The organism is Nocardiopsis sp. CNZ308 (genome assembly GCF_004217075.1).
Map to the genome: position 1 here is coordinate 1,074,855 of NZ_SHKJ01000001.1, position 15,523 is coordinate 1,090,377.

General features: G+C 74.5%; 11 protein-coding genes. 4 read left to right on the forward strand and 7 right to left on the reverse strand.

Annotation, left to right across the window (positions count from 1 at the left end; genetic code table 11):
* Window positions 1–478: 478 nt before the first annotated feature.
* The 4 genes from EV372_RS04570 to EV372_RS04585 form a co-directional block, all read right to left on the reverse strand.
* Window positions 479–1,498, reverse strand: coding sequence for a LacI family DNA-binding transcriptional regulator (locus EV372_RS04570; protein WP_130394989.1), 1,020 nt, complete (start codon window positions 1,496–1,498; stop codon window positions 479–481).
* A gap of 121 nt (window positions 1,499–1,619) precedes the next feature.
* Window positions 1,620–2,501 (reverse strand): Fpg/Nei family DNA glycosylase, encoded by an 882-nt coding sequence (locus EV372_RS04575; RefSeq protein WP_130394990.1) that lies wholly within the window; start codon window positions 2,499–2,501, stop codon window positions 1,620–1,622.
* A 134-nt stretch (window positions 2,502–2,635) separates the two neighbouring features.
* A complete protein-coding gene (locus tag EV372_RS04580) occupies window positions 2,636–5,743 on the reverse strand; it encodes a DEAD/DEAH box helicase family protein (RefSeq protein ID WP_130394991.1) in 3,108 nt (1,035 codons plus the stop codon).
* A gap of 158 nt (window positions 5,744–5,901) precedes the next feature.
* On the reverse strand, window positions 5,902–7,347 hold the full coding sequence (locus EV372_RS04585; protein ID WP_130394992.1) for a PucR family transcriptional regulator: 1,446 nt from the start codon (window positions 7,345–7,347) through the stop codon (window positions 5,902–5,904).
* A 248-nt stretch (window positions 7,348–7,595) separates the two neighbouring features.
* On the opposite strand from EV372_RS04585, the gene gabT reads away from it, so the two are divergent.
* Both gabT and EV372_RS04595 read left to right on the forward strand, forming a co-directional pair.
* Entirely contained in the window at window positions 7,596–8,933 is a 1,338-nt protein-coding gene (gabT, locus tag EV372_RS04590) for a 4-aminobutyrate--2-oxoglutarate transaminase (protein ID WP_130394993.1), read from the forward strand.
* Between the two features lie 49 nt (window positions 8,934–8,982).
* The gene (locus EV372_RS04595; protein ID WP_253794832.1) at window positions 8,983–9,129 is read left to right on the forward strand and encodes a hypothetical protein; all 147 of its coding nucleotides are present in this window, start codon (window positions 8,983–8,985) and stop codon (window positions 9,127–9,129) included.
* 14 nt (window positions 9,130–9,143) lie between these two features.
* Here EV372_RS04595 and EV372_RS04600 read toward each other — a convergent pair whose 3' ends face one another.
* A complete protein-coding gene (locus EV372_RS04600) occupies window positions 9,144–10,748 on the reverse strand; it encodes a PucR family transcriptional regulator (RefSeq protein ID WP_130394994.1) in 1,605 nt (534 codons plus the stop codon).
* Window positions 10,749–10,946: 198 nt separating this feature from the next.
* On the opposite strand from EV372_RS04600, the gene EV372_RS04605 reads away from it, so the two are divergent.
* Window positions 10,947–12,233 (forward strand): aspartate aminotransferase family protein, encoded by a 1,287-nt coding sequence (locus EV372_RS04605; RefSeq protein WP_130394995.1) that lies wholly within the window; start codon window positions 10,947–10,949, stop codon window positions 12,231–12,233.
* 158 nt (window positions 12,234–12,391) lie between these two features.
* Complete coding sequence (locus EV372_RS04610; RefSeq protein ID WP_130394996.1) at window positions 12,392–13,900, forward strand: CoA-acylating methylmalonate-semialdehyde dehydrogenase; 1,509 nt, start codon at window positions 12,392–12,394, stop codon at window positions 13,898–13,900.
* A 241-nt stretch (window positions 13,901–14,141) separates the two neighbouring features.
* Here EV372_RS04610 and EV372_RS04615 read toward each other — a convergent pair whose 3' ends face one another.
* Together EV372_RS04615 and EV372_RS04620 are read right to left on the reverse strand one after the other, a co-directional pair.
* A complete protein-coding gene (locus EV372_RS04615) occupies window positions 14,142–14,384 on the reverse strand; it encodes a hypothetical protein (protein ID WP_130394997.1) in 243 nt (80 codons plus the stop codon).
* Between the two features lie 239 nt (window positions 14,385–14,623).
* Window positions 14,624–15,439 (reverse strand): carbon-nitrogen hydrolase family protein, encoded by an 816-nt coding sequence (locus EV372_RS04620; RefSeq protein WP_130394998.1) that lies wholly within the window; start codon window positions 15,437–15,439, stop codon window positions 14,624–14,626.
* Between the last annotated feature and the right edge of the window lie 84 nt (window positions 15,440–15,523).

The window sequence follows — 15,523 nt, forward strand, 5'->3', positions numbered from 1 at the left end:
GCGCACGAGACCGTTGCTGAACCGGGTAAGTGACGTTAACAACAACACGTCCGCAGGAAGGGCGTCAATGCCCGACACTTCGCTGTTATTCGCTTGTAACAGCACAGATGCGGGTATGTCAGTAAGTTCGGCGGCGCTGAACCGGTTCCGCACGGGCGTTCTCGCTCCCTCGGGGGCCTGTCGGCGTGGGGCGTTACGCGCCGCAGCCTTCCACAGCTGGTGAGGAGGTGGCAGCACCCTCACGGTCACCTTTTGGACACCAAAGCCGCAGAGACCGCCGAGGCAACTCACGTCCCTGTTTTCACATCGTTAACAACCACCACGGTGCACGCCGCGAACCCCGGCATCCGCGCCACGAGGGGCTTACGGGCCCTCACGCGGTGTACGCGCCGGACGGGGCGCGAGGCCCGCCGGACCGCACGCCCGGGAGCCGCGGACCGTCTCCCCCGGGTGCGGGCGGCCGGCGGGGAGCGCCGGGTCACGCGCCCAGGGGGCCGGTGCTGCCCCGCGGAAGCAGCTCTCCGCGTGAGGTCTCGCTGTTGGCCACCGGCTTGCCCTCGATCGTCCTGGCCAGCATCAGCGCGGCCTGGCGGCCGTAGGACACGATGTCGCGCACTATGGCGGTCAGCGAGGGTCGGACCAGGCGGCACAGCACCGAGTCGTCCCAGGCCACGATGGACAGCTGCGAGGGCACGTCCACGCCCATCTCGTGGGCCACGCCCAGCCCGGCCACGGCCATGAGGTCGTTGTCGTAGATCAGGGCGGTGGGCCGGTCGGTGGCGGCCAGCAGCTTGCGCGTGGTCCTGGTGCCCCCCTCGCCGGTGTAGTCGGCGTGCACCCAACGGGCCTCGCTGAGCCCGGCCTGGGCCGCGGCGTCCAGGAAGGCGTGGGTGCGCACGCGGGTGTGCACGAACTTCTCCGGGCCCGCCACCTGGACGATGCGCCGGTGGCCGAGGGCGGCCAGGTAGTGGACGACCTCGCGCATGGCGGTGGCGTCGTCGGTGTACAGGTACGGCAGGGAGCCCACGCCCTCGGGTCCGCCGAGGACGACGGCGGGCAGCGGGAGCTCCTCGACGACCTGGACGCGCGGGTCGCCCACGCGCAGGTCCACCATGATCACGCCGTCCACCCGGCGTTCGGACGACCAGCGCCGGTAGGCCGCGATCTCGGCGCCCATGTCCTCGGTGACCTGTAACAACAGGTCGACCCCCGAGGTGGCCAGCTCGGCCTCGATCCCCGAGACCAGCTGCATGAAGAAGGGTTCCAGACCGAGGGAGTGGGCGGGGCGGTCGACCACCAGGCCGACCGCCCCGATCCGGCCGCCGGGGGCGAGTGCGCGCGCCGGGCTGCTGGGCGCCCAGCCGAGGTCGCTGGCGATCGCCAGGATGCGTCTTCGGGTCTCCTCCGAGACCCCCGGACGCCCGTTGAGCGCGTAGGACACGGCCCCCTTGGACACCCCCGCGGCCTTGGCGATGTCCATGATGGTCGGACGCCGCATCAAACCCCCCATTCGTCCCCCTGATCACACAACGCTGAACCGGTTAAGCAGACGGTTCGGGATTGTACTGCATGACCTCGGCGTCGAACCCGACAAATGGGTACTTAACTCGCGAAAGCCCTCAAACTCCCTGGCATCGGGGGCACCAGTAGAGGGTGCGTCCGGCCAGTTCCGCGGAGGCGACCGGCGAGGAGCACACCCGGCAGGGCTCACCGGTCCGGTAGCACACGTAGAGGCTGTCGGGCCGGGGCACGGGACGCGCGTCCGGGTCGGGGCGGTGCTCGGGCAGGGTGGTGATGATGTAGCCGTCCCGCACGCCGTCGCGGAGCAGGCCCGACAGGTCGTCCCACAGCCGCGACCACTGGTCGGCCGTGAGGTCGCGGCCCGGGGTCATCGGGTCCAGCCCCGCCCGGAACAGCGACTCCGCGCGGTAGATGTTGCCGATGCCCGCCACGACGTCCTGGCGCATGAGGAGCGCGGCGATGCTGGTCCGGGAGCGGCTGATCACGCGCCAGGCCCGCTCGGGGTCGGCGTCGTCGCGCAGGGGGTCGGGGCCCAGCCTGTCCTGGACGGCGCGCTTGTCGTCCTCGGTGACGACCTCGCAGGCGGAGGGGCCGCGCAGGTCGGCCCAGCCGGAGGAGTTGACCAGCCGGGCGCGCACCGCCCCGACGGGTTCGGGCGCCACGACGAAGCCCTCGGCGTCGCGCAGCAGCTCCCGGCGGGCGCCGCCCGCGGCCCGCGGGGCGCCCAGGTGGCGTTCGCCGTCGGCGTCGCCGAAGGACCAGGCGCCGTACAGGCCCAGGTGGACCCGCAGCCACTCCCCCGAGTCGAACCCGAGGAAGAGGTGCTTGCCGTGGGCCTCGCTCTCGGTGAGGACCCGGCCGTCGATCCGGGCGGCGCCGTCGGCGAAGCGCCCCTGCGGGCTGCTGGCGCGTACCGCGCCGCCGCCGAAGGTCTTGTCGAAGTGCGCTGCCAGGCGGTGCAGCGTGTGGCCCTCGGGCACCGGTCCCCTCCTCCTCCGTCCGTCCGGGGCCGCGGCGTGAACACCGCTTTCCGGACATCCGGCTCCAGGGTAGTGCGCCCGGCCCCTCCGCCGGTCCGGTCGGCGTCCGGCGCCGGCGGGGGCCGCCCGGCGGGTCAGTGGGCGGTGAGGATCTCCTTCACCAGGGCGCTCGGGTCGGCCAGGCAGCGCCAGGCGGGCACCACGACCACGGGGTCTCCCGTGGTGCGGTTGAGCGTCTCCCCCCGGGCGAGCAGCCAGCGCAGGGAGCGGCCGTCGGGCTCCCGGTCGAGCAGGAGCAGCAGGCGGCGGGAGCCGAACCGGACCACCATGTCGGCGGCCCAACCCTCACCCGTCTGCTGGAGGGTCACCTCCGCCCCCACCCCGCGCAGCTCCCTGACCAGCGCGGAGGCCGCCGCGTCGGTCCGTCCCGCGCGGCCCCCGGCCGCCGACGCCTCCAGCTCGCCCAGCGGGCCGTCGTCGCCCGACCAGTACCCGCGGTCGCCCACCACCACGAGCCGCTGGCGGGTGCGGGTGAGCACCGACGACCACAGGTGGCCCATCCGGCGCACACGCCGCTCGGCGACGGCGGGCGCCCCGGAGGCCAGCGTCGGCGTCAGGACGGTGACGTCCGCCGGATCCTGGTCGTCCGCCAACAGGTCCGGTCCGCCCACCCGCACCTCGTGGCGCAGGACGCGCTTGCGCAGCAGGCGGCGCACCAGGGCCGCCTGGGGCTGGGTCGGCGCGACCACCGCGACCACCCGGCCCCGGGGCAGGTGCTCGTCGAGCTCGTCCACCACCACCGCCACCCGGTAGGCCTCGTCCCGGTTGACGAAGGACGCCCCGGGCGCGGCCTCGCAGGCCCCGGCGACGTCGCGCCACTCGAACGCGGGGCCGCCCGAGGGGTCGGGGAGGGTGCGCACCGCGAGCCTGCCCCCGTAGCAGTGCCGCGACGCGGCCCCGGCGAGCTGGGGCGGCGCCCCGTCGTGCTCGTCCAGCCACCGCATGGGCGGCGCCGCCCGGTACAGGGCGCGCATCGCCGAACCGCCGCCGTAGCGCAGGCCCCGGTCGTCCAACTGGCCCGCGACCAGGCCCGCGGCTGCCAGCGCGCGGCGCTCCTCGTCCGGTTCCAGCACGCTCACCGGCCCCGGGTGCGCGGGGTCGCCGAACACCACGGCGCGGTTGGCGCGGTAGAGCACCGGCAGCAGTTCGGCCAGCCGGGTGCGCTCGGCCCCGACCACGACGGCCAGGTCGAACAGGCCCGCCCGGGGTTGCAGCGCCCGGACCTGGTCGGTGCGGCACACCCACGCGGGCAGGGTGTCGAGCAGCGCGCCCGGGCCCGGCCAGCCGTGGCCGCCGTGCCAGTTGAGGCTCTCCAGGCGGTGCTCGATGGCGGCGCGGCCCCGCCACAGCCGGGGGTCGCCGACCGCGCGCAGGCAGGCGGAGCTGGACCTGCGGTGCCGGGCGAGGGCGTCGGCCAGGTCGGCGGTGAGCGCGTTCAGCGGCGCGCAGCGGGTCCGCCGGTCCACGGCCGCGCGCCACTCGCCCTCCAGGCGGGCGACCGCGCGCAGGCGGGCGAGGCTGTCGGGGTCGGTGTCCACGCCCAGTTCACGGCGGACGGCGCCGCGGTGCGCCAGCCCGGCGAGGCCCCCGGCTGCCGCGCGCTCGGCCCGGTGCAGCCAGTACTCGGGGCCGCCCCGCTCCGGGGTGAAGAGGGAGTCGGGGTCCCACCCCTGGGCGACGACCCGGCCGCGTTCCTCGGCCAGGCGGGCGAGCGCGTGGCCGCCGGAGGCCATGGTGTCCATGGCCCGCCACGCCTCGCGGACCGCCGTCCAGTCCGCGGCCAGGTCCGCCCAGTGGACGGTGGGGTCCTCCCCGCCGGGCCCGGCGGGGGCCGCGGGCAGGCTCCGGGAGTGCTCGGTGAGGAGCCGGGTGAGCAGCACGGCCTCGGCCGTGCGCCGTTCCTCTCCGCCCACGCGCACGACGGGGTGCCCGGGGGAGGCGTCCGCGCGCAGGCGCACCGCGGCGACGTCGGCCTCGGTGCGCCCGCACACCAGGACGCGCTGGCCGTTGCTGACGGCGGTGCGCACGAGGGCGTCGACCAGGTCGTGCACGCCGCTTCCGGGCGGGGCGGCGGCCACGGTGAGCTGCTCGCGCATGGCCGCGCACAGGACCGCGTACTGGGACTGGTCGAGGGCGGTCGCCGAGATCGGGACGGGGGGCTCCGCGGCGTCCCCGCCGGGGTCGGCGCAACCGCGGCGGTGCGCGGCGCGGGAACAGCGGAAGAGCCGTCCGGGCGCCGCCGGGCCGGGGGCCGCGGCCGTCCCGGAGGGCTGTCCGAGCAGGGCCTCCAGGGCGGTCCCGCTGACGTCCTCGGGGTCGAGGCCGTCGCGGCCGGAGGGGTCGAGGTCGGCCAGGACGCCCTCGACGCCGACGGTTTCGCGCTCGTCGGCGTCGTGGCGTCCCCCGGGTCCGGCCCGGAAGAGCACGGCGACGTTGTGGGCGCCGTCCATCGCGGTACGCGGGGCGCCGCGGGTGCCCAGGGGGGCGATGTCGTCCACCCGCTCGATCTCCAGGCCCGCGAGCAGCACCCGGACCCTGGCGGCGAGGTCGGCGACGGCCGCGGGGCGCCGCAGGGGGTCGGGCGCCCCGGAGCGCAGCCGGGTCCGCAGTTCGAACAGGTCCTCGGGGTCGGTGAGGCCGAGGCGTTCCAGGAGCGCGGGGTTGACGTCGGGCGGGCCGACCGCGCGGACCAGCGTGTCCCCGGACCCGGCGGGGGCGTCCGCGGCCTCGTCCGCGACGCGCACGTCGACGGTGAGCAGGGGCAGGGCCACCCGGTCCCCGCCCTCCCCCAGGACCACGAGCGGGTAGCCGTAGCGCGCGGCCTGGCCGCGGTCGTGGGCCGCGCGCAGGACGCGGACGGACTCCGGGCGCAGCGCAAGCGTCTCCCCGACCCCGCTGAAGAGCACCTCGGGGCCCGGGGGCAGGCACGCGCAGCTGTCGGAGCCCAGGTCGCCGACCGGGACGACGTGGGTGTGCACCGCCTCGCGGCGCAGGCAGGCGCGCAGGTAGGCCAGCAGGGAGCGCACCTCGGAACGGTCGATCGGGGGCTTCCAGCGCAGCGAGGCCGTGCCGACGCCCGACCGGCCGCCGAGCGCCCCGGGGAGGGGGCTGGTGGCTCCCGGCGGCGCCCCCGGCACGCCCGCGTGCCCGACCTCGTCCTCGTCGTCCCGCAGTGACCTCAACGTCTCCCCCACACGGCTGTGTCATCGGCCGACCGCCCGCCGACAGCAAGCCATTGTGGTGGATGGACCGGTCCCGGACCCCGCGAACACCGGAACCCGTCACCACTTTCACTCCGGGTGACGACTCCGGGTGACGGCGCCCGGGGAGCGGGGGGCGGTCAGTCGGCGGTGCCGTGGACGCGCAGGGCGATCCACAGCTCGGCGCGGTAGTCGGGGTCGTCCAGGTCGCCGGGCAGCAGGTCGCGGATGCGCCGCATGCGGTAGCGCAGCGTGTGCCGGTGGATCCCCAGGGCCTCCGACGCCGCGTCCCACCGGCCCGAGGCCGCGAGGTAGGCGCGCAGCGAGGCGAGCAGTTCGGCCGAGGTGCGCTGGCGCAGCAGCGGGGCGAGCAGGTCCCCGGCCATGCGGGCGCCGGCGGGGGTGTCGGCCAGCCCGAGCAGTCCGCCGGGCAGGTCGCCGACGCGGAGCAGCCCCTCGCCCGCGTCGCGCGCGGCGGCCAGCGCGCGTTCGGCCTGGGACAGCGCCGCGGACAGTTCCGCGTAGGGGGACGGGTCGCTCACCCCGACCGGCCCCTCCAGGACCTCGGCGAGCACGCCCGTTCCGGTGTCGGCGGGGGCCAGCAGCAGGACGCGGCCGTCGTGCTCGGTGACCAGGACGCCCTCGGGCGGCTGCGCGGGCCCGGCCCCGTCGGCGGCCGCCACGAGGACGGGTTCGGCGGGAAGGACCCCGCGCAGCCGCTCCGCCCCCGGGTGCAGGGGGTCCAGAGCCCCGGTGAGCAGCGCCGCGAGCACCCCCTCGCGCACCCGGGCCGCGGCGTCGTGCGCGGTGCGCTCCAGTTCGAGGGAGAGCAGCGACACCGCCGCGTTGACCAGCGTGCGCTCGTCCGAGCCGAGGCGCCCGCCGGTGCCCACGGCCAGGAACCCGCGGACCCGGCGGCCGGTGGCCAGGGGCTGCACGGAGACGTGTTCGCCGCCCGAGGTGAGGGAGACGCTGGCGCGCACGCCCGCCTCGCGCAGCCGGTCCAGCTCCTCGGCCAGTCCGGCGGCGCGGGGGGAGGCCCCCGCGGGGGCGGCGTGCCGGGGGGCGCCGTCGGCGGACAGCAGCAGCACCCAGGCGCCGAGTTCGCGGGCCAGCCGGTCCACGATCGCCGACTCACCGGTGAGCGCGGCGCGGGTGAGGTCGCGCTGGGCGGCGAAGGCCCGGCTCAGCCCCTCGTACTCCTCCTTGGCCAGGAGCCGGGACACCTCCTTGCCGATCGCGATGAAGGGCGTCTCCCGGGCCACCTCCAGCAGGGTGAGGCCGAACTCGGCGGCGGCCTCGCGGAGCGGTTCGGGGGTGCGCTCCAGGACCACGCCGACCGCGAAGCCCAGCGCGGTGACGCGGCGCTCGGCCAGGCGGCGCGTGTAGTCGCGCAGGTCGGGGACGCCGGTGGCCCAGCGCACGCCGGTGGTGAGCAGGAGTTCACCGCCCGCCAGGTAGGGCGTGGGGTCCTCCAGCTCGCTGACCGCGACCCACTCCACCCGCCGGTCCAGGTTCTCCTGGCCGGTGAGCAGGTTCAGGCGCAGGCGGGGCGTGCGCATCAGGGCCCCCAGGGTCGGTGGCATCGGCTTCCCCTCCACTTCGGCCGCCGGTCGAGGCGGTTCGGCGCGGTCGGCGGGACCGGACGCGGGCCGTCCTCCCCCCGCTCCAGCGGACCCGCTTCGTGCGAACCCTGACGCGCTGGCGCAAGGCCCAGCCCTGATTATCCACCTTGTCCATGTGGGGGCGGTTCCGCGCGCCCTAGTGTCATCCCAGGTCGGGGAGCCCACCCCCGGCCTCTCCGATCCCGTCCACCGCAGAAGGAGGCAGCCGCATGGCAGCGACCGAGGTCGCCCAGTCCCGCCGGATCGTCACCGAGATCCCCGGCCCCAAGTCCCGCGCGATCCAGGAGCGCCGCCGTTCGGCCGTCGCCCAGGGCGTGGGCAGCGTCCTGCCGGTCTACGTCGAGCGCGCGGGCGGCGGCATCGTCGAGGACGTCGACGGCAACGCGCTGATCGACTTCGGCTCCGGCATCGCCGTGACCAACGTCGGCAACGCCGACCCGCGCGTGGTGGAGCGCGCCGCCGAACAGCTCGGCCGGTTCACGCACACCTGCTTCATGGTCAACCCGTACGAGGCGTACGTGGACGTGTGCGAGGCGCTCAACCGGATCACGCCGGGCGACCACGAGAAGCGCTCGATCCTGCTCAACTCGGGCGCCGAGGCGGTCGAGAACGCGGTGAAGATCGCCCGCAGCGCGACCGGCCGCCAGGCGGTCGTGGTGTTCGACCACGCCTACCACGGCCGCACCAACCTCACCATGGGGCTGACCGCCAAGAACATGCCCTACAAGCAGGGCTTCGGGCCGTTCGCCGGTGAGATCCACCGGATGCCGATGGCCTACCCGTACCGCTGGCCGACGGGCCCGGACAACTGCGGCCCCGAGGCGGCGGCCATGGTCATCGAGCAGATCACCAAGCAGATCGGCGCCCAGAACGTGGCGGCCGTGGTGATCGAGCCGATCCAGGGCGAGGGCGGCTTCATCGAGCCCGCCCCCGGCTTCCTGCCCGCGGTGGTGGAGTTCTGCCGCGCCAACGGCATCGTGTTCGTCGCCGACGAGGTGCAGACCGGTTTCGCCCGCACCGGCCACATGTTCGCCAGCGAGCACGAGGGCGTGGTCCCGGACCTGATCACGACCGCCAAGGGCATCGCGGGCGGCCTGCCGCTGGCCGCGGTGACCGGCCGCGCCGAGCTGATGGACGCCGTGCACGGCGGCGGCCTGGGCGGCACCTACGGCGGCAACCCGGCCGCGTGCGCCGCCGCGCTGGCCGCCCTGTCGGCGATCGAGTCCGACGGCCTGGTGGAGCGCGCCCGTGAGATCGGCGAGCTGATGCTGGGCCGTCTGCGCGAGCTGGCCGCCAAGTACGAGATCATCGGCGACGTGCGCGGACGCGGCGCGATGATCGCGATCGAGCTGGTCCAGGACGCCGACCGCACGCCCGCACCCGAGGCGCTGGCCGAGGTCCTGTCCTACTGCCACTCCCGCGGCCTGGTCCTGCTGAGCGCGGGCACCTACGGCAACGTGATCCGCATGCTGCCGCCGCTCGTGATCGGCGACGAGCTGCTGCACGAGGGCCTGGACATCCTGGAGGAGGCCTTCGCCCAGCTGTAGTCCCCCGTGCGGCGGGCGGCGCGTGCGCGGGCCGGTCACCGTCCGCCGGATGGACGGCGTGTGCGCGCCGGCCCTGGTGTGCCCGCGCGCGGGCGAGGACACCGTGACCGCGTCGCTGTACCTGGACGCCCACGGCAAGAGCCTGGCGTCGGCCCTGCTGGGGATGGGGTTGGAGGAGGCGCCCGGGGCGCGCTGACCGCGGGCGCCGGGTCAGCGCTCGTCGCGGACCGAGTCCAGCGACAGCAGCGCCACGTGCAGGGACAGGCAGGTCTCCACCGAGTCCAGGTCCGCGCCCAGGACGTGGGCGACGCGCCGCAGCCGGTCGTAGAACGCCGGGCGGGACAGGTGCGCCCGCCCGGCGGCGAGCGCCTTGTTGCGGCCCGCGCCCAGGTAGTGGCGGAGCATGTCGGTCAGGTCGCCGCCGTGCCGCGCGTCGTGGTCCAGCAGCGGCCCCAGCTCGCGCTCGACGTAGGTCTGGAGCCGCTCGTCGTCGCGGAACAGGTGGAGCAGACCGCGCAGGTGCAGGTCGGGCAGCCGGTAGAAGGGGCGCTGGTCGCTCTGGCGGATGGCCACGTCACCGACCTGGCGCGCCTCCAGGAAGGAGCGCCGCACCTCCCGGACGCCGTCCGCGGAGGAGCCCACGGCCAGTACGGCGCCGCCGCCCACGGCGGTGCGGATGCGGTCGGCGAGCATGTGCAGGGTCGGGTCCAGGCGCTGGCGGCCCGGGAGCGCGAGCAGGATGCCCACGCGCAGGTCGTCGAGCGAGCCCACCAGGGCGGGCAGGCGCAGCTCGCGGCAGGCGCGCGCGGCGCCCTCGGCGGTGTCGGACAGGCGCGCCTGGGCGGCCAGCCCGGTTCCGCTCTCGCGCAGGCGCAGCACGAGCCCCACCAGTTCGCGGCCGTTGAGCGGCACGCCCACGGCGCGGGCCCGCACCAGCGCCTCCTCCGGGTCGGAGTAGGCGCGGTCGATGATGCCCGCGATGATCGTGCGGTGCGTCTGCCGCTCCAGGCTCTCCTGGTGGCGCTCCAGCAGCCTGACCAGCGCGAGGGTGGTGGCGGCGCGTTCGATGAGCATGCTCTGGCGCGGGGTGGGGTTGGCCCCGACGACGAGGATCAGCCGCCCCCAGTCCTGGCCGCGCGCCCCGACCGTGGTGACCAGCCAGCCGTTGGCGGGCGTGTGGACGGTGCGCGAGCCCGAGCGGGCCGCGCGCGAACGGCTCTCCCAGGAGGTGAGCAGGGTTTCGGGCTCCTCGCCGTTGAGGTCGCAGGCCAGCACCTGGTGGGTGAGGTTCTCCAGGACCACGGGGCAGCCGGAGAGCTGGGCGACCTCGTACAGGATGCGTCCGGTGTCGGCGCCCTCCACGGAGAGCCGGGTGAAGACCGAGTGCAGCTTCTCCGACTCGCGCAGCTCCTCCAGCTGTTCGTTGACCACCCGGACGTGCACGGCCTCGGTGATCTCCACGAAGCGGGCGTCGCGGTCGAGCAGGACCACCGGCACGCCCGCCTCGCGCGCGGCGTCGAGGAAGGCGGGCGGGAGCTCGGCGTGGTACTTGCGGCCCAGTTCGACCGCGATGCCGCTGACCCCGGCCGCGGCGAGGTCGTCGATGTAGCGGCGCAGCGCCTCGGGGTCGTCGGGCATGGCGATGCCGGTGCTGAGGACCAGCTCGCCGCCGCGGAGCAGATGGGCGAGGTCGGTGACCTCGGCGATGTGCACCCAGCGCACGGCCACGTCCAGCCGGTCCGGGCACGCCACGACCCGGGGGCGGGCGCGCTGGAGGGCGGGCAGCTGGAGGACCTCGGCGAGGGTGGGAAGCACGGCTTCCATCCTAGGAGGCGGGCACCGGACGCAGTGTCAGGCATCCGGCCGCCGGGCTTACACGGTGTATCGCGCCGCCCGAGCCCGGCCCGGGGGCGGAGGTCGGGCGCGGAGGGACGTACGCGTCGTCGGCCCGGCCGACACCTTGTCACCATGCTGGTCCTGGCCAAGTCCGGCGCTCGGGGCGAGACTGGGTGCATGTCGGAACTTCTCTCACGCCACCGCGCGGTCATGCCCTCCTGGCTCCCCCTGTACTACGAGTCCCCGCTGGAGATCACCGGCGGCAAGGGCGCCCGTGTCACGGACGCCGACGGCAACACCTACCTGGACTTCTTCACCGGCATCGTGACCAACATGCTCGGCTACGACGTGGCCGAGGTGCGCGAGGCCGTCGAGCGCCAGATCGCCAGGGGGGTCGTGCACACCTCCACCCTCTACCTCATCCGCGGCCAGGTGGAGCTGGCGGAGAAGATCGCCCGCCTGTCGGGCATCCCGGACGCGAAGGTGTTCTTCACCAACTCCGGCACCGAGGCCAACGAGACCGCCCTGCTGCTGGCCACGTACGCGCGCGGCAGCGACGAGGTGCTGGCGATGCGCGGCAGCTACCACGGGCGCTCGTTCGGCACGGTGGCGGTGACCGGCAACCGGGCGTGGAAGAACTCCTCCCTGTCGCCGCTGAACGTGCACTACCTGCACGGCACCGACCACGCGTCTCCGGCCTTCCGGGGGATGACCGACCGGGAGTACGTCGAGGCGTGCGTGGCCGACCTGCGCGACGTGCTGGACACCACGGCGCCGAACGTGGCGTGCCTGATCGCCGAGCCCGTGCAGGGCGTGGGCGGGTTCGCGATGCCGCCGGACGGCCTGTACGCCGCCTACAAGGAGGTGCTGGACGAGCACGGCATCCTGTTCGTGTCCGACGAGGTGCAGACCGGCTGGGGGCGCACGGGCACGAGCTTCTTCGGCATCGGCAACCACGGGGTGGTCCCGGACGCCATGACCTTCGCCAAGGGCCTGGGCAACGGGTTCGCCGTGGGCGGCGTGGTGGCGCGCGGCGACCTGATGGACCGGCTGGGCGCACTGGGCGTGGCCACCTTCGGCGGCAACCCGGTGTCGATGGCGGCGGCGGGGGCGACCCTGGACTACGTGCTGGAGCACGACCTCCAGGGCAACGCGCGACGGCAGGGCGCGCTGATCCTGGAGGGGCTCAGCGCGCTGACCTCGCTGCCGAGCGTGCGCGACGTGCGCGGCAAGGGGCTGATGTTCGCCGTGGAGATGATGGACCCCGCCACCGGCGCGCCGTCCTCACCCCTGGCCGGGAGGGTGCTGGAGGCCACCCGCGAGCGCGGCCTGCTGGTGGGCAAGGGCGGCGTGCACGGCAACGTGCTGCGGATGGCGCCGCCGATGACGCTGTCGCAGGAGGAGGCCGTGGAGGGCCGCGACGTGCTGCTGGACGCGGTGCGCACGGTGGACGCCGGGGTCTGAGGGGAGCCGACCGGGCCCGGGGGTCGCCGCGCACGGCCGCGGAGGCGGGCAGCACGACGCTGGCGGCCCCCGGGGACCCCCCGTATCAAGCAAACCGCGCCGGGGCGCGGCGCACCGGCCCCGACCGCACGCCTGTGGACAAGGAAGAGAGCGGCAGCATGAGCAAGCACGTCACCCACTGGATCGGCGGGGCCGCCCACGAGGGGCCGGCCCGGCGCACGGGGGACATCTACGACCCTGCCTCCGGACGGGTCACCGGCGCGGTCGACCTCGCCGGGCGGCAGGAGGTCGACGCGGCGGTGACGGCCGCGCGGGAGGCCTTCCCGGGGTGGCGCGACACCCCGCTGTCCCGGCGGGTGCAGGTCCTGTTCCGCTTCCGCGAGCTGCTCAGCGCCAGCGCCGACCGGCTGGCGGAGCTGATCAGCGCGGAGCACGGCAAGGTCTTCTCCGACGCCCGCGGCGAGGTGGCCCGCGGCCTGGAGGTCGTCGACTTCGCCTGCGGCGTCCCGCACCTGCTCAAGGGCGGCTACTCCGAGAACGTGTCCACGGGCGTGGACGCCTACTCGATCCTCCAGCCTCTCGGCGTGGTCGCCGGGATCACGCCGTTCAACTTCCCGGCGATGGTGCCGATGTGGATGTTCCCGGTGGCCCTGGCCTGCGGCAACGCGTTCGTGCTCAAGCCCAGCGAGAAGGACCCCTCCGCGTCGGTGCTGCTGGCCGGTCTGTGGGCCGAGGCGGGGCTGCCCGAGGGCGTGTTCAACGTGGTGCACGGCGACAAGGAGGCGGTGGACGCCCTCCTGGAGCACCCGGACGTGGCGGCGGTCAGCTTCGTGGGCTCCACCCCGATCGCGCGGTACGTCTACCGGACCGCCGCCGAGCACGGCAAGCGCGTGCAGGCCCTGGGCGGGGCCAAGAACCACATGGTGGTGCTGCCCGACGCCGACCTGGACCTGGCCGCGGACGCGGCGGTCTCGGCCGGGTTCGGCTCGGCGGGCGAGCGGTGCATGGCCATCTCCGCGGTGGCCGTGGTGGACTCGGTGGCCGACGAGCTGGTGGAGCGGATCCGCGAGCGGGTGGCGCGCCTGCGCGTGGGCCCCGGCGACGACGAGCGCAGCGAGATGGGGCCGCTCGTCACCAGGGAGCACCGCGACAGGGTGGCCTCCTACCTGGAGTCGGGGGTGCGCGAGGGCGCGACCCTGGCGGTCGACGGCCGTGCGCACCCGGTGTCGGGCGGGAGCCCGGACGGGTTCTGGCTGGGACCGTCGCTGCTGGACCACGTCGGCCCCGAGATGTCGTGCTACCGGGACGAGATCTTCGGCCCGGTGCTGAGCGTGGTGCGCGTGGGCGGCTACGACGAGGCGGTCAAGCTCATCAACGCCAGCCCCTACGGCAACGGCACGGCGGTCTTCACCAACGACGGGGGCGCCGCCCGGCGGTTCCAGAACGAGGTCGAGGTCGGCATGGTGGGGATCAACGTCCCCATCCCGGTGCCGATGGCCTACTACTCCTTCGGCGGCTGGAAGCAGTCCCTGTTCGGCGACTCACACGCGCACGGCACGGAGGGTGTCCACTTCTACACCCGCACCAAGGCGGTCACGGCCCGGTGGAGCGACCCGGGCCAGCGGCCCGAAGGGGGCGTCGACCTGGGGTTCCCCACCAACGGTTGACTCGGTTTCCGCGAAAATACCGGACGGATCTGCCTCACTGTCGGTCGGCGGTGAACGACACGGAGTATCGTTGTCATCGGACGCCCCTCACGGGGCGTGGTCGGCGCCGGCAGCCGACGCACGAACCATCCGGGAAGGGCGCGCTCATTTCCCCTCCTCCCCAATGGAAGCGGGCGCGCCAACGGAAGCGCTCCGGGTCCGCCTCTCCCCCTGGACCCGGAGCGCGACCGTCCACGCACCGCTAGCGCACCGCGAACAGCCGCTCCTCGGCGGCCATCCGGGGCTCCGCGCCGACGAGGTCGGCGCACTCCTCACAACCGAATACCGCGCTCCCGTCCGGGAGCTCGCCGAGCACCCGGCGGGGCCGGGGCCACTTGGTGTGGCAGACGACGCAGGCATCCCCCATGCACTGCGCCCAGCTCAGCGAGTCCGGATCGTAGACCTCGACGTCGATCGCGGGCCGCGTATCTGGTTCGCACATCATGCTCGTTCCGCGCAATGTCCTTGCTCCCCCCGTGGTTTAGGACAGTCTGGCGGGCCGATAGTTACCGGCTCTTTATTGAATCAGAAGCTTTGGGCACCTGGAATGGTTCGGACCGATCTACATCACACCATGCACGGGAATCATAACCCTAAGTGATGATGCCTGGGAAGACCCTGTCTTGCCGGATGGGATTCATCTGTTTTGACCGGTTAGCTGCGGGGCGGTAGTGATCCGGGACCTCAGTCCTCGGCCCGCACAGAGACCGAAAAACGGCGCAGGGAGAGTGCCGGATTGAGCTCCCGCACCTCCTGCACCCGGGAGGCCGAAACCCCGGCCGAGGCGACCGCGAAGGTCTGCTCACCCAGCGCCGCGAGCGGTGTCCCCATGGGATCGACCACCATGCTGTTGCCCGCGCCCGTGGGCGCCGCCTGCCCGGAGGCGGCCACGTACACGGTGTTCTCGATGGCGCGCGCCCGGGCCAGGGTCCGCCAGTGCTCCTCCTTCAGCGGGCCGGGAACCCACTGCGCGGCCAGCAGCACCACGTGCGCCCCGGCCTCGGCGATGCGCCGCGTCACCTCGGGAAAGCGCAGGTCGTAGCAGGTCTGAAGACCGAACACCACGCCGTCCACGGTGAAGGTCTCGGGCTCCTCGATCGGGCCGGGACGCAGCACGTCCGACTCCCGGGCCCCGAAGGCGTCGTACAGGTGGATCTTGCGGTAGTGCGCGACCCGCTCGCCCCGCGGCGACAGCGCCACCAGCGTGTTGGTGAAGTGGGTGGCGTCGGCGCCGTCCTCGGCCTCACCGACCCCCAGCACCAGGTGCACGCCCTCCCGCCGGGCGGTGTCGGCCGCCCCGGAGACGAAGGGGCCGTCCAGGGGCTCGGCCGCCGCCACGTAGCGCTGGTCGACGCGGCCCGCGGTGAACATCGTGTACTCGGGGAACAGGACCACCTCGGCCCCGTCCGCCGCGGCGCGGGCGGTCAGCTCCGCCACCGAGCGCTGGTTGCGCGCCTTGTCCTGACCGGGGGCGAACTGGGCGACCGCGACCTGCACCATCGAACCTCTCCTCGTCGGCGTGGGGCGCCCGGGGCGCCGTGCACCGAGTGTACGGCCACTCCCGCGGCCACCCCCTTGCCGAAA

Excerpts from the sequence above, each read along its gene's own strand:
- EV372_RS04570 (WP_130394989.1), bottom strand. The coding sequence starts at position 1,498 with ATGCGGCGTCCGACCATCATGGACATCGCCAAGGCCGCGGGGGTGTCC.
- EV372_RS04585 (WP_130394992.1), bottom strand. The coding sequence starts at position 7,347 with ATGCCACCGACCCTGGGGGCCCTGATGCGCACGCCCCGCCTGCGCCTG.
- gabT (WP_130394993.1), top strand. The coding sequence starts at position 7,596 with ATGGCAGCGACCGAGGTCGCCCAGTCCCGCCGGATCGTCACCGAGATC.
- EV372_RS04595 (WP_253794832.1), top strand. The coding sequence starts at position 8,983 with ATGGACGGCGTGTGCGCGCCGGCCCTGGTGTGCCCGCGCGCGGGCGAG.
- EV372_RS04605 (WP_130394995.1), top strand. The coding sequence starts at position 10,947 with ATGTCGGAACTTCTCTCACGCCACCGCGCGGTCATGCCCTCCTGGCTC.
- EV372_RS04610 (WP_130394996.1), top strand. The coding sequence starts at position 12,392 with ATGAGCAAGCACGTCACCCACTGGATCGGCGGGGCCGCCCACGAGGGG.
- EV372_RS04615 (WP_130394997.1), bottom strand. The coding sequence starts at position 14,384 with ATGATGTGCGAACCAGATACGCGGCCCGCGATCGACGTCGAGGTCTAC.
- EV372_RS04620 (WP_130394998.1), bottom strand. The coding sequence starts at position 15,439 with ATGGTGCAGGTCGCGGTCGCCCAGTTCGCCCCCGGTCAGGACAAGGCG.